Raw genomic sequence first — 23616 nt, forward strand, 5'->3', positions numbered from 1 at the left:
GTTTGCAATGACGGATGCACAGTTCAACATGCCTTCGGCACCAAAGGAAAAGAGGACTTCCCATAAGAAGCGATCCAATAACAACAATAAGGGGAAGAAAAAGTATTATTCAAAGAAGAAACCCTTTACTAAACCTGCCGTGAATTAAAGAAATTGTGATTTTAGGTAATGAAAATCAGGCGTCTGTGCAGGCGCCTTTTTTTGAGCGATTGAATTACTTGTCATTGACTTTGCTGTGAATTAAAGTATAATAATTAAAGCAATAATAATAAGGAAGTGAATATGAAAATTCTAAAGAATATAAAAGATATTTTACATAAAATTATAACAAAATCAAAAAATAAAATGCGTAAACCATCGACCTCAATAATGGTTTGTAAAGAACTTTTAATCATAGCTGTATGCATACAATTAGCACTGGAAATGATGGGACACCGATCAATCATCGATGGCTTGATGACACCACTTGCCAATCCGCTTATGTTCATCTGTAGTGTCTTTTTTCTATCCAGCTGCCTGGCTTTTTCTTTATTCCTGTCAAAAAGACATTTTGGCTATATTTGTGTCAGTACCATATGGCTTTGGCTTGGATTTACCAACTTCATATTGTTAAGCTTTAGAACAACACCACTCACTGCTACAGATTTCAAAATGCTAAGCTCTGTATTCACTGTTGTCAATCGATATGTAAGTACTTTACAGATGGTTCTCATTGTTCTTTTTGCACTGTCCATTGTTGTCTCGCTTATCTTTGTTGGTATCAGGTTGCCATTAACAAAAATATACTTGCGAAGAAGTATTGTGACAATAGGAATGTGCTTTCTCTTATTTACAGGCAGTTACAATGCTGCGGTTATGGGGAATGCTGTAACAAAGAATTTTGGCAACATAGCTGAAGCTTTCCTTGATTACGGTTTTGCCTACAGTTTTTCCAGAAGTGTAGTTGATAAAGGGATACAAAGACCAAAGACCTATTCCTCTGAAACAGTAGGAGAAGTCCTTGGCTTGCTGCCTATAGAGACAGATTGCATTGAAGATGATTCAACTACTGATGATCTATTGAGTAACGTAAATACAGTTTCGGACAAGGTATACGGAGACAAATTAGCAACGGAAGTGGAAATCAACACGATACCAAACATTGTGTTTGTCCAACTTGAATCCTTTTTTGATGTTAATAGGATTAAGGCATTAGAATTTAATACAAATCCGCTGCCCAATATGACCAAACTGATGGCAAACTATTCATCAGGTTATGTTACGGTCCCATCTATAGGTGCGGGCACTGCCAACACAGAATTTGAAATATTAAGCGGAATGAGCCTCGATTATTTTGGCGCAGGTGAATATCCATACAAAACAATCTTAAAGAAATCGACGGTTGAAAGTCTACCCTACACACTCACCGAATTGGATTACCACAATCACGCAATCCATAACAACATGGGTACTTTTTATGCCAGAAACAGTGTATACCCAAGACTAGGTTTTGACAGTTTTAGTTCAATAGAGTATATGCAGGACATTGAATACAATCCACTCAATTGGGCTAAAGATAAAGTATTAATCCCGGAAATTACTAAAGCACTTCAAGCAACCCAAGAACAAGACTTTATATTTGCTGTATCGGTGCAACCCCATGGAAAATATCCAGCGGAACCCATTATTGACGATCCGGTAATTGTGCCTTCAAGCGTTACTGGTGCACCGGCAATGATTAGCAATGACCTCGATTCATCCCTTGAAGAAGCCCTTGAAGATAAGATGGATCTTGCAGTGCCACTTACTTCAGAGGAGCCCCTTGAAGAGGTGACCTACAATAAATATCTTTACTATGCGAATCAAGTTTATGAGACGGATGTTTTTGTTGGCGATCTGATCCAAACATTGGAAGACTTCCCAGAACCAATTGTCGTAGTCTTCTATGGCGACCATATGCCCTCTTTAGACATCACAGATGAGGACTTAAAGGATGGCACACCTTTTCAGATTGAGTATGTCATATGGGACAACATGGGACTTGAGAAAACAAATGAAGATTTGATGGCCTATCAGATGGGCTCGAATATTATGGAAAGACTTGGATATAGCAATGGTCTTCTAAATGTCTTTCACCAAACTATGAAAGACACGGAAAATTACGAAGAAGAACTTCAGCTGCTTCAATACGATATGCTATATGGTGATAAGAATGTATACGGCGGTATAAATCCCTTCAAAAAGAAAAAAATGAAAATGGGTGTTGATCCAATCAACATATTGGATGTTGCTGATAAAGGTGAGGCAATTATAGTTAACGGCCAGAACTTCACAATGTGGAGTGAAGTGTTTATAAACAGTGAACAGTCTGATACCGTCTTCTTAGACAGTCAAACACTCCTTGTACCACACGTCAGCCTGGAGCCGAACACCACTGTAAAGGTATCACAGATAACAAGAACCGGTAGGGTATTGAGTTCGTGCGATCCTTGGACAAATGAAATTGCAGAAGTGGCAGAAGAGCCAGTCGAATTAGAATTAATTTCCCAATAGTATAATCAAAAAATAATACATATGATAGAAAAGCTTGAAAATTAGCGATTTACGCTTGGTTTTCGAGCTTTTTTTTGATATGGCAGTGAGTGGATTTACATAATTGTATGGGGAATTAAGAAGAAATCCATTAACAAGCCTGCCGCGAAATAATTAGTATATGCCTATAATTAAGGAGGTTATTATGGCATTTAAACAGGATACAGGATTTTTGAGAAGGATACCTCAAGAATTTATTGATAAAAAATCAAAGTCGTGTCCAATATGTGGTACTAAAAAGCCACAATGGTCAATTGACCGACATTTCAGTTTTATAAGTCAAAACAGATATCTATTTAAATGTGAAGACTGTGGGTGTATATTATCAGCAACTGTATCTGATGTTGCATGTTTTGAAGGGAAACCACAATCTACTGCATTTATCGATACTCTCGATGCAAAATAGGGTAAATACTATTTATTTCAAGGTGGAAAATGTTGGTGATTTTGAAACAAACAGAATTCACCAAGGTCAGCTGTATAGCATTGATGAATTAAGAGATCATGCATAAGAAGGCTGATCTCTAACAGATATGAGAGCAATTTTCTGCTGACTAGTCATGAATGTATTCATGGTACATTGAATTGCAAATGAACATATGCTATAATTGAATTAGGGAAATGACCATAATTTAGAAGTTGGGCATCTGGTTGACAGGTGTCTTTTTATTTTTTGAAATCATATATTCTCAGGAGGTTTGAAATGTCCGGGTTTTTAATTAAAAAGAAAAATGGATTGATGGGCAGATATTTGTTGGTTTTGCTTATGGTTGCAGTTTTGCTTTCGGGATGCGGCAGCGAAGTTCCGGATGAAGATGGGGTGGTTGAAGGTCCTGGTGATTCACAATCAGAAGAGGGGGATGTAATTGTAGTTGAAGAATTGAATGGCGTTGGAAACACGCCTGGCAACATCAACAGTGGAGGTTTGGTCGCAATAAGTGACGGGTGGCTGTACTATCCGGATCCTATGGAGGAACTTTTATACAAGGAAAAGACAGACGGATCTTCAAAGACTGTGGTAATTGATCATTATGCTAGAAGTATCAATGTAATTGAAGACTGGATTTTTTATAGCAATTGGTCAGACAATAGATGTCTTTATAGAGTAAAAACGGACGGTAGCCAGGGGACAAAAATAATGTATACAAACGAAGAAGGAAAAATGCGCAGTATTTACTGTAACTACATGACGTTAGTGGACAATTGGATCTATTTAATAGACTTGAAAGATGTAGATGACAAGATATACAGGTTGAGACCGGACGGCTCCGGCTGGGAACCCTTGATTGAAGATTCAGCAGACAGTTTTTGCATTGACGGCGACTGGATTTTCTACTTAAGCGCTTCTGATGACTGTATATACAGGATGAGGCTGGATGGAACAGAGAGAATGAAATTCTTGGATTCCAGCGAGGATATAGATGACGGTGACTATCTGGCTACCGACGGATGGTTGTATTTTGTCCATGGTTCAATTACTGATGGATTCAAGTTTGAGAAGATAGAAACAGAGGGGACAATACGGGCAACCATTGAAAATATGAACCCTGACGGTAGGGGTTATATTCATTCTTTCAATGTTGATGGCGACTGGATATATTACTATCCGGATAAATTGTCCAAAATAGGTACCGACGGCTCATATCAGACTTTCTTACATGAACTGGATGGAGATGCATCCCTTATGCATGTGGCAGGAGACTTTATTTATTTTAATGTTGAAGGAACAGTCCATAGGGTTAAGATTGACGGTTCGGGATATGAACCTGTTTTCGATTTGATCAAGTAGACCTTATCGACTTTTTCATCGACATACCCGTCAGCACAATCGCCTATACCGGTGATACTATTATCATTGTTCTCTGTATTCCAGCAATTATACTTATTCTAAAAAGCGCTAAAAAGCGGTAAACGGAGACTATGGTCAGTTTTAACCGAACGAAAGCAAAACACCTTGACACCTGGAATATGAGTGTTTAGATTCGTTGAATTGCAAATACACATATGCTATACTTAAGTAGGCGGATGTCGGAAGAATTATGAATATGGAATGAAGGTGTCTGCCTGGCAGGTGCCTTTTTATATTGATGACGAAATGTCTAGATTGAACTTAATGTGGAGGGAATAATGTAGCAGGAGGACTATGCAATGGAAAGATTGAATATTTTGTGGACAACAAGTGACAAGGATACAGCGGTTAACATGTTGGCTATGTATGCAGTCAATGCCAAGAAAAAGGAATGGTGGGACGAAATCAACATCATTATTTGGGGTGGATCTGCAAAGCTGGTGGCAGAGGACACTGAAGTACGGGAACTGGTTGCAGGAATGATAAAAAGGGAGATTTCCATTGAAGCCTGCAAGGCATGTGCAGACAGGTATAATGTTTCTGATATTATGAAAGAAATGGGTGTTGATGTAATGAATAGAGTATTGGTCTTGGGAGCAAGCGGCCTTGTTGGGAAGGCTTTGGTTGAAGAACTTGGCAGTAATTATGATGTTTATGGAACATATCACAGCAATGGATGGTCTTATGAAAGACTGTTCAGATTGGATATTAATGATATGGAAAGCATGAAAAGCATTCTTGATGAAGTTGAACCTGACATGGTAATATCATGTATGAGGGGTGATTTTGAGAAGCAAATAAACCTGCATATGGCAGTTGCGAAATACTTGAAGAAAAATGGAGGCAGACTGTATTACTGTTCAACTGCCAATGTTTTCGACGGGGATGTGAGCAAGCCTCATCATGAAGACGATGAAACCGAAGCAGAGAGTGTTTATGGTAAATTCAAGATTCGATGTGAAAAGGAGCTTGAGAAAATACTGGGCAATGATTTGATCATTCTAAGGCTGCCTATGATATGGGGCAAGGAATCTCCAAGAATGAGCAAATTGTTAAAGGATATAGGAGAAAAGAATGAAGTTGAAGTCTATTCGAACCTGTATTTGAACAATAATGTAGATGTAATTCTAAGCAGGCAGATACATTATATAATAGAGAATGATCTGGACGGTATCTTCCATCTGGGCACCGAGGACGTTATGACTCAACATGATTTTATTAGGGAACTGGTTGATAGGCTGGGATTTAGAGGAGTCGAGCTTAAAGTGTCAACTCTTCCCGGAGAAAAACACTTTCTTGCGGTCTTGCCGAGTCGACGTGATATGGGAGAGGAATTCCGGATTTTCAATGAGGATATAATTGATTGTTTGTCAGAATGCCGGTGATTTTATATTTTGGCGGAGCATGGTTTAATCAAAAGGCTTGAAGCAGAGAGGGTTCTCAAGTTGGGAAAAACCCAGACATATACGGTACTTAAGAGGATGTGCGACAGTAGGATTCTGGTAAGGATAGGTAAAGGCAAGGATACGAAATATGTGGTGCAGTAATTCAGAAAACTCATAAAACAGATGAAATCAGGGTAAGAGATTGTAGGATTTAAAAGTGAGGATATTACGGAATCCCGTATTTCCCCGTTATTGAATCCCTGAAGTATTCAATCTGTGGAGGGATGAAGGTAAACAGCGTCAGGGCTGCAATGTGAACAGCTATTATGGCAAGGGCCACCACGTTTAGAAGATTTGAATATGAAAACCTGGTCATCAGAATGGATTTGATGGCTTGCCCCACGATTCCTCCCAGGACAAAGGTTGAAATGTGTACTGCAAGGTGTGACTTGCCTGCAACTGCTTCATAGAGTTCGATGCCGCCGAAGGTGACAGCCTCGAATGATATTATGCCTACAGCCAAAGGGAAGATGAAGCCTGTAATATCTTGTTTTAGAATGAAATATTCAAAAACTGAAACGATTACCATTGGCCAGAAGACTATTTTCCAGTGTTCCCACTTGCTTTCGTTTACAGGACATATCAGCGCAACGAAAGTATTGCCGGTGATTTTGTACAGTTCATGAAAAATGAAACCTATAGCCAAAATTGCTGCAGTACCTGTGATTTCCACTTTTAACACCTTCTTATTGAAATTCATTTGAACCACCCTTAATATTGCTTTCACTAACATTATACCACTTAAGCCATTGAAAAAACCATTGCGGTCAGATTTTGGACTGCAATGGCTTTTTGCTAATCGTATTAAAACATGTCTTTCATTCCATTGATTGTGGCCTGTTCATCATCATCCATGGGAACAACTATGCAACGCTGGCCATTAATTAATTCTGTCTTGATCATGGGCAGTTTGTCAGGTTTTACGTGGAGCACCACCGCAGGTGGATTGTCTTCAACTATAGTGTCAGGCTCATCCTTGACTTCGGAATCATCTTCGGTTTCAGTGATTTTTGTAACTTCTTCGAGTTTTTGTTCAAGCTTCTCGACCTGTTCGATCAGCTGTTCCTCTTTTTTCTTTTGGGCATTGGCTTTGACCAGCTTTGAATCGATCAGGCTTTCGGCAAGAGGAGGATTTTCACCAAAATTCTCATCGTAGGATGCTCCGATTTTTTCAGTCACTTCCTCCGGAACTCCGCTGTCAATCAAAAGCTCCTTAACCTTGTCCTTGGTCAAAGTGATGGGGGCTGCATCCGTATCCTCGTAGACCTCATTGTATTCTTCAACCATGGCATTGAGGTTTTCCTGGATGTCGGCATAGACCTTTTCGGAGATTTCGTCATCCGGGCTCACAGTGCTTTTGATTATTGACTGAAAAGTTTCCTTTTGAATGGTTGCCGTCTGTTTTGTCAGGCATCCCAATGTGTTTTCCATTAATTCAGAATGAGGATCCTTGGCGTTTTTAGTATAGTACATAACGGTATTGACATCCGAACTTCGATCTACGAAGCCCGGGAAAACAAAGCCGATAGAGGGAACTTCAACAACCCAGTCCCTGATCCTGGCCTTGATCTCCCGTTCCGCCGCGAAATAGCCAAGACCTGGTTTGGACAGAGATACGGGGCAGATGGCGCACATTATATATTCATAGATTTCTTCGGATTCATCTATTTTGATATTGTCGGTGGTCTTGGTCATCACATCATACACGTCGTGAAAAACAAGTATCAAAAAGTTGCCGGCATAATCATAACTTTCTATTATTGAGTCATAAAGTTTCCTGAGCAAGGCATCATCTTTCAAGCCGCTTTTCTTCAGCTGCATGAAAAAATCCTGTTTTTCGTTGTTGAAGTTTTCATCAAGGGGGAAGTTCAGTTCCAGCAGATTGTTGTCTATGGTACCGGATAGGATTTTCTTGCTTATTTCCAGGTATTTGTAAAACTCTTCCTCGGGCAGGTTCAAAAAGGTTTCCCTAAACTCCAGAACGGTTTCCTTCTCACCGTTTACATAACAGCCACAAAGCTTTGTGAAGGTGCAATGATCCTTTTTAAAGCGTCTCTTCAGTTCTAGTATATCTTTTCTATTCATACGACCTCGCAATATTGTTTAATTAATTGGCACATATATATTGTAGCTGTTTTTTCATATTAATCAATCACTATTTGTCGAATTTGTAAATAGTACACAACTGGTCAGATAAAAGGGGATTGCATAGTGGAGGCATGAGAGCAGAGAGACTTGTCCGCTATGCCTGGCAGGTGATATAATTAAATGTGATAAAAATATATTTGATGGTGGTGTTTGAGTTATGAATAGGACAAAGTCAAAAGGTATAGTGTTTTTCATAATGATTATTGTTGTGTCCCTGCTGAGTTTTGGCTGCAGCAGCCAGGATGAAGAACGAATGCTGGACACATCATACAAACCTGAAATAAATCCTGCAAATTTCGTTGGTCTGATTGACAATCAATTTATGCCGATGGTTGTGGGCAAAACGCTTGTCTATGAGGGTGAAACAGAAGATGGTTTTGAACACGTTGAGGTTTATGTAACCAATGAAAAGAAAATGGTTATGGGAGTGAAATGCACGGTTGTCAGTGATCGTGTATGGATTGACGGTGAATTGGAAGAAGAAACATATGATTGGTTTGCCCAGGACAAGGATGGAAATGTATGGTATTTTGGAGAAGACTCAAAGGAAATTAAGGATGGTGAAGTTGTAAGCACCGAAGGTTCATGGGAAGCGGGAATCGATGGAGCCCAGCCGGGCATAGTTATGAAAGCGGATCCAAAGGCGGGAGATTCGTATCGCCAGGAATATTATTTTGGAGAGGCGGAAGATATGGCTGAGGTTGTGGGTCTTGAAGAAACTGTGGATCTTGAAATAGGAACATATGACAGTGTACTGAAAACAAAAGAATGGACACCTTTGGAGCCGGGTGTTGCAGAAAACAAATACTACGTTGGCGGGACAGGTGCTGTTCTTGAAGAAATAATTGAAGGCGGAGAAGGACGAATAGAACTGGTGGAAATAAGGATGGATTGATGGTGCATATGGTTTTGAAAGGAGCATTGAAAAGCAAATGGACACATGCTATACTTGAGAAGGCGGATGTTGGGTAAATATGAATAAGAAATATAGGTGTCTGCCTGGCAGATGCCTTTTATTATCCTCAATATTAGGATGTTTTATAGCAATAGGATAAATAAAACTTGGGAGGCTAACAATGTTCAAACAAATTATAGTAAGAACTCCGGCCAGGAGCGTAGTTGACGGGATAACAAGCCAGAATTTGGGAAAGCCTGATATCGAGCTGACCCTAGAGCAGCATGAGAAGTATATTGAGACCATGAGGAAGACCGGCGTGGAGGTAAGGATTCTACCTGCAGATGAAAGGTTCCCTGACGGGAATTATGTTGAGGATGTGGCGGTGCTTACAGACAGGTGCGCCATAGTGACAAATCCAGGAGCTGAAAGCAGGAAGGATGAGATCTATGGCATGGTTGATATCCTGAAGGACTACTTTGATGACATTGAGTATATAAAGGCACCTGGAGAACTTGAAGGTGGAGACATTATGAGAGTGGGAGACCATTTCTATATAGGGCAGTCAAAGAGGACAAACAAGGAAGGTGCTGACCAGTTCATAGCAATTCTTGAAAAGTACGGTTATACAGGATCCACAATACCGGTTACTGAAGTTCTGCACCTGAAGACGGGCATTACCTATATGGAGGATGGCAATATGCTTGCTATAGGCGAACATACCAGGAACAGGGAGTTTACCGAGAAGTATAATGTAGTAGAGATTCCTGTAGACGAGTCCTATGCCGTCAACTGCATCAGGATGAACGACTATGTTGTAATGCCCGAAGGATTCCCCAGAACGAGGAAAATATTGGATGATCTGGGATATGAAGTGCTGGAGACTCCAATGAGCGAATTCGAGAAGATGGATGGAGGACTTACCTGTCTTTCGCTGAGGTTTGTTCCGGTGAAGTGAAACTTATTTATAGATGGTGCAATCAATGAAAGAAAAGCTGGTTGACATACATAGGAAAAGGAGCGCTTCATGAAAGAATTCATAGGGAAAAAGCTTGTGAATTCACCAAAATGGACTGAGCTTGATTGCATTAAAGGGATGATGACGACGGATTTTTTATTCCGGGGATAATTGACGGCAATGTGTTCTTAGGACTTCAGACCAGCAGGGTGGAGCACTGGATATATGAAGAGCTCTTTGAGAAATATGCCAATGATGATGAAATGAGCAAAAAGCTTAAGAGCCTATATCTTCAGCTTGAAGGAGATTTGGAAGAAGAGAATGACAGTGTAACTGACAAATGAATTGAAAAAGGTGTATAATATATATATACATAAAAATTCAAATTGGAGGTATGCTTTATGTCTAACAAGTCCATGTCATACAAATGTGAAGTTGTTGAACAGGAGGCCCAAAAGACGCTTGCAATAAGGACCAGGAGTTCAATGGATGAATTGCCAAAAGCCATAGGAATGAGCTACAAGAAGATATATGAATATATATCTGAAACTGTGCCTGAATTTGACACCGTACCTTATGTAGGATATTTCAATATGGATCTGAATGATCTGGATGTTGAAATAGGTGTGCCTGTCGACAAGGATTTCGATGAAAGGGAAGATATGAAGATGAGTGAAATACCGGCGGGGAAGTATGCAACCACACTTCATGTGGGACCCTATTCGGATCTCAAGGTGGCATATGAGGTGCTCATGAAGTGGATTGAGGGCCAGGATTTGGAGGTGACTGGAATAGGTTACGAGTATTATCTCAACGACCCCCAGATTACACCGCCGGAAGATCTTGAGACTGAGATATTGTTCCAGCTCAAGTAGACAGCTTGCTTTCAGATAATAATTGGTGCTGGAGTGATTGATCAAATGAACAGAAATATATGCGAAGGTATCGATGTTGATGGAATAAGAAGCAGTTTTCTTGCTTACACCCGTAGAGCTTTTGGATTGCTGCCCCACATTGAAAGTCCAAAGATTCTTGACATCGGCTGCGGATCAGGTGTGCCTACTATGGAACTTGCAAGGCTGAGCAAAGGATATGTCACAGGTATGGACATCAACAGATTGCAGCTTGAAAAACTCAAGACAAAAGTAAGGAAAGAGGGCCTTGGAGGAAGAGTCAAGGTTATGGAATGCTCTATGTTGGGAATGGATTTCGAGGACGAGAGTTTTGACATAATTTGGGCCGAAGGCTCCATTTCAGCTGTCGGATTCGAAAGGGGAATCAGGGACTGGAGAAGGCTGATAAAAAAAGACGGATATCTGGTGGTCCATGATGCGTTGCTTGGCTTGGAAAGTAAGCTGGAGTCTATAGTGGAAGCAGGTTATGAACTCATCGATCATTTCACTGTCGAAAGGGAAATATGGATGAACGAATACCTTCTTCCTCTGAAGGAGAGTCTTGCAGAGTATGACAGGTGCTGTGAACCTGATATAGAAAAATCCGAAGAAATCAGCAGATACCGGAGAGAGATAGAGGATTTCGAAAGACATCCTGAATTGAATGAGTCGGTATTTTTCATCATGAAGAAGATTGGATAATGATGGTCCGCATGCCCGAAAAGGCCTGCGGATTTTTGTTTCTGGGCAACTTCTTTGACAATTATGCTGAAACGGAATGGTTTATTGAAATACAAACGGGTATATGCTAAAATTAATGACAGATGGATATATGGAGGAGATAATATTGATCACAAAAGATATGGAGATTCTTGAAATTGTAGACGCCTATCCCGTGACGGAGGATGTGTTCAGGAGCTATGATGAGGCAACGGGCGTATGCGTATTGTGCACCCACCTGTTTGAGAATGTGGGGGAGTTGGCTGAAATATATGGACTCGACCTTGATAAAATGATTGAAAGGCTCGATGGGGCTGTGGGAAAGTGAATTGTTTTGACTGAAAGTTACATACAGTTGCCATAAAATTGTCACACAGAGAAGTTATTATTAACACAAGAAAAACAAATACGAAATCGAAAGGAGATTTTAAGATGAAAAAAGTATTAAGTATTGTGTTGGTAGTAGTGGTGGCTTTAGGAACAATGGCGGTTGCATTTGCGGATACCGGAATAGAAGAGGTTACTTCAGCGGATGTTGAATGTGTCTACGGTGAAGGTAATGAACTTGGTAATGCCAACAGGTATGGACTCAATTCCGAAGAAGGATACAGAGGAAAGGGACCAAATGGAGACGGCACGATGGCACAGGAAAGACTTGGTGAAGGTCTTGGCGAAGGAAACAGATTTGGCGGACAGGACGGACTTAAGCCCCAGGACGGAAGAGGAGCAGGAAATGGTCTTCGACTTAATGGACTTCAGCAGAGACTCCAGGACGGAACACACAGCGGAGTCGGCAACGGTCAAAGACTAATGGATACCGAAAATTGTCCAAACCTGTAAATTGAAGCAGATTTAAAATCATATTTGATAAAACGCCTTCTGAAGGGATTCGGGAGGCGTTTTATAGTGAGCACGGATTTTTTCTTTAGATGTTGTGATATAATGAAGTATGGATTTGGATATTCAACTCAATGAAAACAGTAAAAGGAAAAGGGATGATTTTATGGACAAGGTATCAATTGTTGATTGCAGCTGCTATGAGGAGGAATTGGTATATCGATCAGTCAAGGATGCAGTTGAGAAGATCGGATTTGAATTGCCTTCGGATAAGCGTGTTCTGATAAAACCCAATATAATGTCGCAGAACAGGCCGGAACAGCATACAATTACGCATTTTCAGGTGGTGGATGCAATATGCCGCCTTCTAAGGGAGAAGGGCAATGAAATAATCATTGGAGAGTCCATAGCTTTTTACCAGAAGGGACTTGCGATGAAAGCCTTTGAAACATCCGGAATAGGAGAAGTTGCCAGGAAATATCGGGCAAAGCTGGTGGGTTTTGAAGATATTGAACTTGTCAGATTCACAAGGGATGACAGTGATATTGTGGGACTGGATGAAATATTCATACCGAAGATACTACTTGATTTTGACATGGTCATTAATGCCTGCAAGCTCAAGTCCCACAGCGCCATGCGTTTTTCAGGTGCCATAAAGAACATGTTTGGATGTCTGCCAGGAGGATACAAGCAGAAGATTCATCTCTGGACACACAACGAATTTGAACTTTCCGATGTTTTCATAGATATTCATAAAATCATCAAGTCTGAACTTTCTATTATGGATGCCATAGTCGGTCTGGATGGCGGACCTACAGCCATGGGCAAAAAGGTGAATACAAAGATGATCATTGCATCCGAAAACCCGGCAGCTCTGGATGTGGTGGCTGCGACCATGATAGGATACAAGACCGGTGAGTTGCCTATTTTATTGCAGGCAAGTAAAAGGGGCATGATCAAGTCATTTGAGGATATTGAGATAATTGGGCATAAAAGGGACTTTCATTTCAAAAGACTGGTTAAGAAGGATCTTGACAAACCTTTTGACAGCGACAGTATTTTTGTGAAGCATACCTATGTGGACCTTGAGGTTGACAGCCGTATCTGCAGCCTATGTGGAAAATGCAAGGATTCATGTCCTGTAAAGGCTGTAAGCAAAAAAAATGGAGGAGTTCATATAGATGCAACCAGATGCATCAACTGTTATCACTGCATGTCCATATGTCCTGAAAATGCAATTGAAATCAATCCGACTCCCATGAACCGCCTGATATGGGTAATAAGGAAGGTAACGGGTTTGTAGTAATGCAGGAGGTCCAGTCATTATTACGAGATTTGTACAATCTTCAAAATGAAAAGGTTACCATGTACTAAATGTGCTGAAATGATTGAAAATTGAACGAAAAGTATAGATTTGAATAGTGTTTTGTGTTAATATAACGATTCTGGTTAATTAATCAAACAGAGCCCGTCGGGGCTTGGTGAATTTTATGAAAGAAATGAACAAATATTTTAAGGAGAATTTATGACAACCAAAACACTAAAAAGTAATACTTGTAACTTTATAAGAATTAAAATTGAAATACTGGCTGGACTTACGGTGGCGCTTGCACTTGTTCCGGAAGCAATAGCATTTGCCTTTGTGGCAGGAGTAGATCCTCTTGTTGGTCTTTATGCGGCTTTTATGGTAGGACTTCTAACATCTGTATTCGGAGGAAGGCCTGGAATGATTTCAGGAGCAACAGGAGGACTTGCAGTGGTGATGGTTCACCTTGTTTCCCAATATGGAGTTGAATATCTGTTTGCTTCAGTCATACTTATGGGAATTATTCAGATTATCATAGGATTGTTGAAAATGGGCCAATTGGTAAGGATGATACCTCATTCTGTAATGCTTGGTTTTGTAAATGGACTGGCTATTGTGATCTTTCTTGCACAGCTCAACCACTTCAAGCTTGAAAATGCAAATGGAGTTCTGGTATGGATGACAGGAAGCAGCTTGTTGACAATGGCCGGACTGGTAGCCTTGACTGTTGGCATAATATATATTGGATCGAAGTTTGTGAAGGGAATACCGGCACCTTTGCTGGCGATCATTGTTGTTACTGTGCTGGTTGGAATGTTTGGCATCGAAACAAAATCCGTTGGAGACATTGCTTCTGTAAGCGGAGGATTGCCGAAATTCAAACTGCCCATGGTTCCGATGAATCTTGAAACATTGAAGATCATTCTTCCTCATTCAATAATATTTGCAGTCGTAGGTCTCATAGAATCACTTATGACGCTTACTCTGGTCGATGAAATAATTGAAAACAAGGGAAGCGGAAACAGGGAATGTTTGGGACAAGGACTTGCAAATGTCGTGACTGGTCTTTTCGGAGGAATGGGAGGCTGCGCAATGATAGGACAAAGCATGATAAATGTGGAGTCTGGAGCAAGGGAAAGGCTTTCCGGAATTTCAGCTGCATTGTTTCTTCTTGGATTCATACTTTTCGGATCTGCTTTGATAGACATTATTCCCATAGCGGTGCTTGTAGGGGTCATGTTTGTGGTTTCCATTTCAACTTTTGAGTGGACAAGCTTCAGGATAGCCAAAAGCATACCTAAAAGCGACCTCTTTATAATTGTACTTGTATCTTCAATGACTGTAATATACGACCTGGCAATAGCTGTTACAGCAGGAGTAATTGTAGCATCTCTTGTGTTCGCCTGGGAAAAGGGAAAGAGGATAGATATCAACAAGGCAATAGAAGGGGATTCAAAAGTATATTCATTGAGAGGGGCCCTGTTTTTTGGTTCAGTAAGAACTTTTATTGATTCAATAGACACATCGGTTGATACCAAGGACGTTATCATAGATTTCAATCATGCAAGAATATTCGACCATTCTGCAATAGAGGCAATAAACAAAGTGACTGAAAAGTTTAAGAATGTTGGGAAGACAGTACATCTCAGGAACCTGAGTACCGAATGCTTTGCATTCATTCAAGGATCCAGTGACATTATGGATGTCAATATTATGGAATGATGTGAATTTCAAATATTTATGCCATTATTTAGTTTGTTGTATGGTTAAAGTAGGGAATAGATCAACGGACAGTCTGATGAGGCTGTCCGTTTTCTTGTAGTTTAAAAAAGTTTCACGGATTATAGTGACACTGAATCCTTTACAAAGATTTACGAAAAGTATGATGGACAGCGTGGTATAATATATTAAAACCGCTGAAAACAGCGGTAATCTGAATCAGACAGAAAAGCACTGGATGGTCATACTCAGTGACCGGTCTTGAATTTCGTGAGGAGGGAATGCAATGGTAAAGCGGTTCAGTATTAGAACTAAGGGAAGGGATTCCCTGGTGGACATAACAGACAAGGTGAAGGAAGCTGTACGGGAGTCCGGTGTGGATGATGGAGTATGTATCGTGTTCATTCCCCATACCACTGCGGGAGTTACAATAAATGAAAATGCCGACCCTGATGTTACAAGGGATATTATTGTGGAGCTCGACAAGATTGTACCTCATGATGACGGCTACATGCATAGGGAGGGCAATTCGGCGGCACACATAAAGTCAAGCATGATGGGATCGGGCCAGACCATCATTGTTGAAGGGGGGAGGCTTGTCCTGGGCACCTGGCAGGGGATATACTTCTGTGAATTCGACGGTCCGAGGACCAGGAATGTTGTTGTAAAGATTCAAAGCGATTGATTCGGAGACTTTTCATGTAATTGGGTGTATAATAAAAGTAAGGAAACAATAATTGAAAGGAGTGGAGATTATGGCTAGGAATCTATGGCAGGGAATAGATCTTGACGAGCTTGAATACAACTCCGAAAATGAAAAAGTTGCCTTTGACAACAAGGGAAAGAAGATCTATTTTGAAAATTCGGATGGAGCCTGGAAGAAGTGGATTTACGATAGAAACGGCAATGAAATATATTTTGAATATTCAAATGGAGAAAGCTACTGGGCAAAGAATGAGTATGACATAAGAGGCAACAAGATACATCACGAGGATTCCCACGGATATTGGGAAAAGCATGATTATGACCCGAAAAACAATCTCGTATTCTATGAGGATTCAAACGGATACTGGGAGAAGAGGAAATACTTTGACAACTGCATTATTTCCTATGAAGACTCCGACGGATACTGGTCAAAGTCAAGATATGACCTCAAGGGCAATCGCACATTCCATGAGGATTCCGATGGATACTGGGAAAAGTCGAAATACGACGAAAGGGGCAACTGCATCTTTGTGGAAGACTCAAAGGGCAGGAAAGAGGAATACAGGTATGATGAAAACAACCTGATGATTGAAACTGTAAACTTGTGCAGCAAATAGACCAACGGGCAGTCAGATGAGACTGTCCGTTATCGATTTAACCGATGAAAGAGCAGGTGAAACAAAAAATATTTCATTTCAGTGATTTAATTCAAGAAATATATGAGAGGTGCATACATGCATATTGATTTCAAAAAGGAAAAAGATCAGATTCTGAGAAACCTGGAAGATATCGAAGAAAGCTTGAATGGTTTGGATCCCTTTTCAATAGACAGTTTTGACAGAGAGGATACGCTGATCGTCTTTATTGATGTAATAAATGGCTTTATCAGCGAAGGGGTATACAGCAATCCATTGGCCGGTGGAATCATGGACTGCGTCAAGGAGCTGGCTGACAACAAAAAGTGTATTCCATCCATTGCATTTGCGGATTACCATTCTAGCGATTCCCTTGAATTCGAGGCACATCCTGAGCATGCTCTGGCCGGAACATCTGAATCGGAGCTTCATGAGTCCATTGCAGGTAAGGTGAGAGATGTTTTTCACAAGGATTCAATCAACGGCTTTTTCGCTGCGGGATTCAAGGAGTTTTTCGACAAGAACATAGCAGTCAAGAATATAATTGTTGCAGGACTTGTGACGGATATTTGCGTCTTGAATTTCTGCTTGACCCTCAAAAGCTACTGCAACCAGACTGGAAGGAAGCTTGACATTCATGTTCCAATGGCTGGTGTCGAAAGCTTTGACCTGAAGGATGTCCATAGTGCAACCCTTATGAACCTGGTTTCCGCTTCAATGATGCTGACCAACAGCATCAAATTGTATAATTAAACAGTGGTGGTTGTATGAAAATCAAAGAACTTAAAAAACTTTATAAATATGATGACAGGAAGAATGCATTTGTAGTGGATGTGCAATTGGAAGATTACCGGGATGCTTACAGTGAATGGGATTTTTCACCCTTTACAAACCGTGACCTTGATGAGGACTTGACGGATTATTTGCTGGAGTGTTCATATGAGATTCCAATCAAATATGACATGATCATTGACTTTCATATTTTGAACCAATCCAAAAACAAAGTCCGTGAAGAAAAAAGCGTTATCGGCATGCACAATTATTTCGGATATCAGCTAAGAAAACTTAAAAAACGTAAAATCAGGGTTGTCAGGGACATGGTTACCTTTTTGATTATCGGCAGCATACTGTTGTTGGCCGGCTTTTATCTCGACGAGTTTTTTAAGGAGACCCTGCTGTTGTCGGTCTTATCCGAAGGCTTTTTTATCGGCGGATGGGTTATGATCTGGGAAATGTTTTCTGCATGGCTGTTCGATTTAAAGGAAGTAAGGAGCAGGTTCAAACATTTTGAAAGATTGAACGATTCAACTATTGTCTATTCCTATGGAAAGGATTAAAGGGCTTGGAAGAGGTAAACCGAAATTCAGGAAATGACGACGGATATGTCGGGTCACATTTTATTACTGCATTGGATTTGACTTGGAGAGACAGTTGAATGTGATATAAATTTCAGGGTTGGAAAAACTCGTTTCAATAAAATTACCCTTATTGAAATGAGTTTTTTTATGTGTTTTTTGCTTTCAGTCCACAGCCACATCCCTTGACTGCCGTCAATTAAAGTTATATAATTAAAGTGACCATACTGGTCAATTGGAGGTAATTATGAAAAAGAAACTGATTATCACATTGGTCATATTTTCAGCTGTAGCGGCAGGAATATTTTATTTATTGACGGCAAGGAATATCGGAGAAAAATACGTGACGGTTGAAATTGAAAAGGGTGAAATAGTTAAATACGTTGAAGAAACCGGTACCGTAAGCTCCGGAAATATCAGGAGCTATTATGGAAACAGCTTAAGAAAGGTTGAAACAATCGAAGTGGAACTGGGAGATCATGTAGAGGAAGGACAGCTTCTTATCAAGTTTGAAGACAACAGCGATACGGAAATACAGAAGGTGGAAAAACAGATAGAAGCACTGGAGGCTACCTACAAGGAAGCTCTGTCGGGAACAGACTTTGAAAGCATCAATAATGCAAAACTGGAAATCTCCAGAATAAGAAGCAGCATAGCCTTGGCAAAGGAAAACAAGGACAGGATGGAAGAGCTTTACTCCAAAGGTGTAGTAGCAGAAATAGAGCTTGAAAATGCAGTGAATGACCTGGAACAGCTGCAAAACAGTCTCGCTGTTGCGCAAAACAGCTATAACCTGCTTGCCAAGGGTCTTTCGGAAAACATGAGGACAAAATACGAAGCGGAAATAGATGTATTGCTGCTTTCCCTGGAAATCCTTGAAAAAGAAAGGGAAGATTCCATGGTGTATGCCGATTTTGACGGAATTGTAACGGAAATGGATACATTTGAAGGGGACATTCCCTATGCAGGCCTTAAGATTCTTGAAATTCAGGATCCGTCTGTAAAAAATGTATTGGTGGATTTCATGGCTGAAGATGCATTGTTGGTCAAGGCCGGTATGGAGGCAACGGTGGCTGACGAGGATTTGAACCTTGAGATCGGCAATCTCAAGGTTGAAAAGGTTCATCCCAAGGCCTTCATCGTCTTTTCCGAGCTGGGAGTCGAGGAGAATCGGCAGAGGGTTGAGATAAATCTTCCGGAGTCCAGCCAGCTGCCCTTTGGGCTCAAGGTGGGAACGAAGATAATTATAGAAGAATCAAAAGAGTCCTTGCTCATACCTCAGGATGCAGTGTATGAAGAAAACATGAAAGATTATGTGGATGTACTTGTAGATGGTGGGCCTGTCCAAAGAGAGGTTGTAACGGGAATGACGGATAACGGACGCGTTGAGATAAAGGAAGGACTGGAAGAGGGGGAAAAGGTGATTCTCAAGTATGGGGAGAGCCAATAGGAACCGGTGAGGTGTTTATCTTGGAAGACAGACTGTCAAACTTGGATGAAAATAAGAGACTAAAAATAATCAACAGTGCCATGGAGGAATTCAGCAGGAATACGTACAAGAAAGCCTCCACCAACAGGATTGTGGAAAAGGCGGGAATATCGAAAGGTTCCCTTTTCAACTATTTTCAGAGCAAGGAGAAGCTTTATGAATATCTGGAGATTTTCTCCATAAGGGCCATAGCCGATGCAATAGTTGAAAGAGTTGACTGGGAGGAACCCGACATACTGAGGCGCATCAAGGATATAGTAATGATAAAGCTGGAGGTTTGCCGCAAGTACCCTTATCTGATGGGTTTTTCAAAAAGGATTTACGAAAACAAGTCCATGGATGATTTGAAGGCGACCTATGAAAAATACGTTCCACATATATATGAGAAGGTATACCATGAAAACATCGACTTTTCGCTTTTCAGGGAAGACATGGGAATAAATGAAATCATGAATATCCTCATATGGACATTTGAGAAAATGGGGGAAAACTATCTCAAGAGGATGGAATCCGGTGAAAGCATAGAAACCCATGAGATAGCGGATGAAGTAGACAGATATATAAAAGTTCTGAGAAAAGGATTCTACAGATGATGTATTTCAAATAACACATGAATTAACTCAACTAAAGTTATGATATAAATACGGCATTGTAATGAAGAAGAATAATAATGAAGTTTTATCTCATAACAAGTTTCGTGCTAATTCATATAACATTTGAAATACAATTGAACCGTTTGTATTTCAAATAACACATGAATTAACTCAACTAAAGTTATGATATAAATACGGGGAGGAAGATGATGATAAAAGTCAAGAATCTTTACCATTCATACAGCAATGACGATAACTATGCCGTGGATGATGTGAGCTTTGAAATCGGGAAAGGGGAGGTTTTCGGGTTCCTCGGACCGTCGGGAGCGGGAAAGTCCACTACGCAGAACATACTGACTGGACTCTTGCCCCTCCAGAAGGGGGAGGTGGAGGTTGCAGGGTATGATGTCAAGCATATCAAGAACAAGATGTTCAACAAGATAGGAATGTCGTTCGAGCAGTCAAATGTCTACAACAAGATGTCCGGCCTTGAGAACCTTGAATTTTACAGAAAGCTTTTCGATGTGGAAACAAGAAATCCCATGGATCTCATAAAGCTGGTGGGACTTGACGGCAAGGAGAACATAAAGGCCGGGAAGTATTCAAAAGGGATGAAGCACAGGCTCACATTCGCCAGGTCCATGATCAATTATCCGGAGATGTGGTTTCTGGATGAACCCACAACGGGCCTTGACCCGGCGATAGCAGCCACTATTAAAGACATAATAAGGCAGGAAAACGAAAGGGGAGTTACCATTTTCCTGACCACCCACAATATGTATATTGCAGATGAATTGTGCAACAGGGTTGCATTCATTGTTGACGGCAAGATAAGGCTCATAGATTCACCTAAGGAACTGAAGGTGAAATACGGAGAAAAGCTGGTGGAAGTTGAATATTTCAAAAACGGAGAACTTGCCAAAGACAGTTTTTCCACAGTGGTTCATGAAGAAAAGCAGAAATTGATTGAAGTAATAAGGGAACATGAAATACGGACCATGCATACCAAGGAAGCCACTCTTGAAGAGATATTCATCAAGGTGACAGGAAGGGGACTGGTGTAAATGAAACTATGGTACAGTTTTACAAAGGAGCTCATCCTTTCTTCAAAAAGCTGGTACTTCTACATTGAACTGGGCATGTCCATCGTGCTTCTGCTTATTCTTGCTTTCCTGGTTCCCGAGGATTTTGACAGCAAGGGGAAAGATTACATTTATCTGGATTTGCCCCAGGTAGTCATGGATAAATACAGGGACAACCTTCTGGAGGATGATCTTGATGAGACTGCTGAACTTGTGGAAGTGAAATCCGACAAGACCGTCTATGCAGCTGAACTTTATGAAACCGAGGAATCCAAGATCTATCTCCTTGAAAGCATGGAGGCCCTTATCGCCTTTTCGAATTCCGAAAGGGTGCCGGTGGTCCATGTCCGGGTGAATGAAGACAACCAGGTCATACATACATACTATCTCCAGGGATATGAAACACAGAAGCTGAGGAATCTGCTCCTTGTATTCCACAACAAAAAAGCCGCCTATGATGTAATCGAGGATTACTCGGACAATATAACGGTCAAATCCATTTATCAGGATATAGAACCATTAAGCGACAGGGAAAACATTATACCTGTATTCCTGACATACAACGGGAGTCTAATGAGCCTGTTCATTATGGCCGCCTATATTTTCCTCGACAAGAATGAAGGAATTATTCAGGCCTATGCAGTAACGGCCTCATCCGTATGGCAGTATCTTTTGAGCAAGATCGGAGTCATAGTTCTCACATCTTTGGTAACGACGGCGATAATAACGGTTCCCATAATGGGACTGCAGCCCAACTACGGTGCCATGGTTTTGTTCATAATCACTTCGGGATTCTTTGCAGCTTCGCTGGGGCTTCTAATAACGAGTTATTACAAGGACATAGTGCAGTCGTTCGGCGTGCTTTACATTGTTATAATACTCTTTATAATGCCCAATATATCCTATTTCACTCCAAGCTGGGATCCGTACTGGGTGAAAATAATCCCAAGCTATGTCATGCTCCAAAGCTTCAAGGAGATAATATCGGTAAACGGAAACATAACCTATGTCCTTGTTGCCTCGCTGGGGTTTGCGGTATTGGGGATGGACATCTTCATGCTGGCCAATCACAGGTTCAAGAAAACCCTGACCTTATAAGGAGTGGTGCGATATGATTTGGAAGATATTGTTGATATTCAAGAGGGACATGAAAGTGAGTGTCAGAAATTTTCTGACACTTTACATACTCGTTGTACCTGTAATATTCGCCGTCGTAATCAATGTTTTCTCACCGGGTATAAACGATACAACGGTGGAGATAGTTCTGCTGGAAGGGGAAAATCCTGAACAGGTGGAATTCTTCAAGCAGTTTGCAAACATTGAGCTGCTGGATACCTTGGATGACGTCGAGGAAAGGGTGAAGAAGAGGGATAATATTGTAGCTGTCCTTCCAGAAAAGGGTGAAGAGTATTTCATACTTACCCAGGGAAACGAACCCGACTATGTGGTTGACTACGTAAAGAATCTCACCGCTTTTGATCACTACGACATAGATACGGAAGACTCCCTGGCTGAAATAATTGATTACGGGAGGGACATTCCGCCCCTCAAGAAGCTTATGGTCAATATTGCCGTAATGTTCACCTCCATACTGGGAGGGATGATCATTGCACTGAATATCGTTGAGGAAAAAACCGAGAACACCATCAGCGCCATACATGTGTCTCCTGTTTCCAGACTGGGATTCATTGCAGGCAAAAGCATCATAGGAGTATTCGTTCCTGTGGTGGGCGCTTTCCTGATGCTTGTGATTACGGGATTCAGGGACATTAACTACCTCCATGCATTTTTGATGATAACCACTTCCTGCATAATAAGCATCCTCATCGGTTTTATTGAAGGAATCAACAACGACGACGTCATGACTGCGGCGGGAAACATGAAGATGCTGTTTCTGCCCCTATTCGGAAGTGTTGCAGCCATAGAGCTTCTGGCGGATAAATGGCAGCCTTTTTTTTACTGGATACCGTTTTACTGGAGCTACAAGGGGAACAATCTGGTTTTGTCAGGCAGCGGGTCATTTGTGGATATAATAAGGTATTCCGGAATAGTGCTGGGTATCAGTGCGGTGGTATTTGTTGTTTTAGCTCCAAAAATAAGAAAAGGATTGGAATAAGGAGGGATCAAGATGACGATATGGGGAATTCTGGCAGTTGTGTATGCTTTGGCGGTTGTTCTGATTGCAGTCATGAAACCGGAAAAAATCTGGAACATGAAGAAGATTGAGCTGTTCAAGAAGTTTCTGGGAGACAAGGGGACTGAAATATTCTTTTACATATGGGCACTGGGTTTTCTGGTTCTTGGCATATGGCTGTTGACAAAGTGACAGCGGCGCGAGTTCACAAGCATATGGAAGGACATCATGGAGAATTGTGATGGAAGGGAAGTCTTAGTGGCTTCCCCTTCTTCTATATAA

The 23616-nt window shown here is 40.9% G+C and carries 26 protein-coding genes; 24 read left to right on the forward strand and 2 right to left on the reverse strand.

Annotation, left to right across the window (positions count from 1 at the left end):
* Positions 1–282: 282 nt before the first annotated feature.
* From BUB05_RS13225 to BUB05_RS18720, 5 genes are all read left to right on the forward strand, one after another.
* The gene (locus tag BUB05_RS13225) at positions 283–2532 is read left to right on the forward strand and encodes an LTA synthase family protein (RefSeq protein WP_094762933.1); all 2250 of its coding nucleotides are present in this window, start codon (positions 283–285) and stop codon (positions 2530–2532) included.
* Between the two features lie 184 nt (positions 2533–2716).
* A complete protein-coding gene (locus BUB05_RS13230) occupies positions 2717–2977 on the forward strand; it encodes a hypothetical protein (RefSeq protein WP_073050098.1) in 261 nt (86 codons plus the stop codon).
* A 297-nt stretch (positions 2978–3274) separates the two neighbouring features.
* Positions 3275–4360 (forward strand): DUF5050 domain-containing protein, encoded by a 1086-nt coding sequence (locus BUB05_RS13235; protein WP_073050099.1) that lies wholly within the window; start codon positions 3275–3277, stop codon positions 4358–4360.
* Between the two features lie 359 nt (positions 4361–4719).
* Positions 4720–5805, forward strand: coding sequence for a sugar nucleotide-binding protein (locus BUB05_RS13240; protein WP_094762934.1), 1086 nt, complete (start codon positions 4720–4722; stop codon positions 5803–5805).
* Positions 5806–5814: 9 nt separating this feature from the next.
* Entirely contained in the window at positions 5815–5967 is a 153-nt protein-coding gene (locus BUB05_RS18720; protein WP_175548568.1) for a hypothetical protein, read from the forward strand.
* A 64-nt stretch (positions 5968–6031) separates the two neighbouring features.
* On the opposite strand, the gene BUB05_RS13245 is transcribed toward BUB05_RS18720, so the two are convergent.
* Together BUB05_RS13245 and BUB05_RS13250 are read right to left on the reverse strand one after the other, a co-directional pair.
* The gene (locus BUB05_RS13245; RefSeq protein WP_073050100.1) at positions 6032–6565 is read right to left on the reverse strand and encodes a DUF6512 family protein; all 534 of its coding nucleotides are present in this window, start codon (positions 6563–6565) and stop codon (positions 6032–6034) included.
* 104 nt (positions 6566–6669) lie between these two features.
* Positions 6670–7950 carry a DUF4317 domain-containing protein gene (locus tag BUB05_RS13250; RefSeq protein WP_073050101.1) on the reverse strand — a complete coding sequence of 427 codons (1281 nt, stop codon included), beginning with the start codon at positions 7948–7950 and terminating at the stop codon, positions 6670–6672.
* A 220-nt stretch (positions 7951–8170) separates the two neighbouring features.
* Here BUB05_RS13250 and BUB05_RS13255 point away from each other — a divergent pair, with 220 nt between their 5' ends.
* The 19 genes from BUB05_RS13255 (at position 8171) to BUB05_RS13340 (ending at position 23526) form a co-directional block, all read left to right on the forward strand.
* Positions 8171–8908, forward strand: coding sequence for a hypothetical protein (locus BUB05_RS13255; protein WP_073050102.1), 738 nt, complete (start codon positions 8171–8173; stop codon positions 8906–8908).
* A gap of 181 nt (positions 8909–9089) precedes the next feature.
* Positions 9090–9866, forward strand: coding sequence for a dimethylarginine dimethylaminohydrolase family protein (locus BUB05_RS13260; protein WP_073050103.1), 777 nt, complete (start codon positions 9090–9092; stop codon positions 9864–9866).
* A 182-nt stretch (positions 9867–10048) separates the two neighbouring features.
* A complete protein-coding gene (locus BUB05_RS18725; RefSeq protein WP_175548569.1) occupies positions 10049–10210 on the forward strand; it encodes a hypothetical protein in 162 nt (53 codons plus the stop codon).
* A gap of 57 nt (positions 10211–10267) precedes the next feature.
* Complete coding sequence (locus tag BUB05_RS13265) at positions 10268–10741, forward strand: GyrI-like domain-containing protein (protein WP_094762935.1); 474 nt, start codon at positions 10268–10270, stop codon at positions 10739–10741.
* Positions 10742–10786: 45 nt separating this feature from the next.
* Positions 10787–11461, forward strand: a complete 675-nt coding sequence (locus BUB05_RS13270; protein WP_073050104.1) for a class I SAM-dependent methyltransferase — start codon at positions 10787–10789, stop codon at positions 11459–11461.
* Between the two features lie 145 nt (positions 11462–11606).
* Positions 11607–11807, forward strand: a complete 201-nt coding sequence (locus tag BUB05_RS13275; protein WP_245819890.1) for a hypothetical protein — start codon at positions 11607–11609, stop codon at positions 11805–11807.
* Between the two features lie 104 nt (positions 11808–11911).
* Entirely contained in the window at positions 11912–12319 is a 408-nt protein-coding gene (locus tag BUB05_RS13280; RefSeq protein WP_073050105.1) for a hypothetical protein, read from the forward strand.
* A gap of 163 nt (positions 12320–12482) precedes the next feature.
* A complete protein-coding gene (locus BUB05_RS13285) occupies positions 12483–13619 on the forward strand; it encodes a DUF362 domain-containing protein (protein WP_073050106.1) in 1137 nt (378 codons plus the stop codon).
* A gap of 222 nt (positions 13620–13841) precedes the next feature.
* Entirely contained in the window at positions 13842–15344 is a 1503-nt protein-coding gene (locus BUB05_RS13290; protein ID WP_073050107.1) for a SulP family inorganic anion transporter, read from the forward strand.
* Between the two features lie 283 nt (positions 15345–15627).
* The gene (locus BUB05_RS13295) at positions 15628–16026 is read left to right on the forward strand and encodes a secondary thiamine-phosphate synthase enzyme YjbQ (RefSeq protein WP_073050108.1); all 399 of its coding nucleotides are present in this window, start codon (positions 15628–15630) and stop codon (positions 16024–16026) included.
* A gap of 70 nt (positions 16027–16096) precedes the next feature.
* Positions 16097–16663: a hypothetical protein gene (locus BUB05_RS13300; protein WP_073050109.1), complete on the forward strand. Its 567-nt coding sequence runs from the start codon at positions 16097–16099 to the stop codon at positions 16661–16663.
* 117 nt (positions 16664–16780) lie between these two features.
* Positions 16781–17434 (forward strand): cysteine hydrolase family protein, encoded by a 654-nt coding sequence (locus tag BUB05_RS13305; protein ID WP_073050110.1) that lies wholly within the window; start codon positions 16781–16783, stop codon positions 17432–17434.
* A 14-nt stretch (positions 17435–17448) separates the two neighbouring features.
* Positions 17449–18018 carry a hypothetical protein gene (locus BUB05_RS13310; RefSeq protein WP_073050111.1) on the forward strand — a complete coding sequence of 190 codons (570 nt, stop codon included), beginning with the start codon at positions 17449–17451 and terminating at the stop codon, positions 18016–18018.
* Positions 18019–18283: 265 nt separating this feature from the next.
* Positions 18284–19486, forward strand: a complete 1203-nt coding sequence (locus BUB05_RS13315) for an efflux RND transporter periplasmic adaptor subunit (protein ID WP_073050112.1) — start codon at positions 18284–18286, stop codon at positions 19484–19486.
* 20 nt (positions 19487–19506) lie between these two features.
* Positions 19507–20118, forward strand: a complete 612-nt coding sequence (locus BUB05_RS13320; protein WP_073050113.1) for a TetR/AcrR family transcriptional regulator — start codon at positions 19507–19509, stop codon at positions 20116–20118.
* Positions 20119–20327: 209 nt separating this feature from the next.
* Positions 20328–21182: an ABC transporter ATP-binding protein gene (locus BUB05_RS13325; RefSeq protein WP_073050114.1), complete on the forward strand. Its 855-nt coding sequence runs from the start codon at positions 20328–20330 to the stop codon at positions 21180–21182.
* Positions 21183–22298, forward strand: a complete 1116-nt coding sequence (locus BUB05_RS13330) for an ABC transporter permease (RefSeq protein WP_073050115.1) — start codon at positions 21183–21185, stop codon at positions 22296–22298.
* Positions 22299–22311: 13 nt separating this feature from the next.
* Positions 22312–23316: an ABC transporter permease gene (locus BUB05_RS13335; RefSeq protein ID WP_073050116.1), complete on the forward strand. Its 1005-nt coding sequence runs from the start codon at positions 22312–22314 to the stop codon at positions 23314–23316.
* Positions 23317–23328: 12 nt separating this feature from the next.
* Positions 23329–23526, forward strand: coding sequence for a hypothetical protein (locus BUB05_RS13340; protein WP_073050117.1), 198 nt, complete (start codon positions 23329–23331; stop codon positions 23524–23526).
* The last annotated feature ends 90 nt before the right edge of the window (positions 23527–23616 follow it).

Origin of the sequence: Dethiosulfatibacter aminovorans DSM 17477 (assembly GCF_900142005.1) — a bacterium.
In the GTDB taxonomy this organism is placed as follows: Bacteria; Bacillota; Clostridia; order Tissierellales; family Dethiosulfatibacteraceae; genus Dethiosulfatibacter; species Dethiosulfatibacter aminovorans.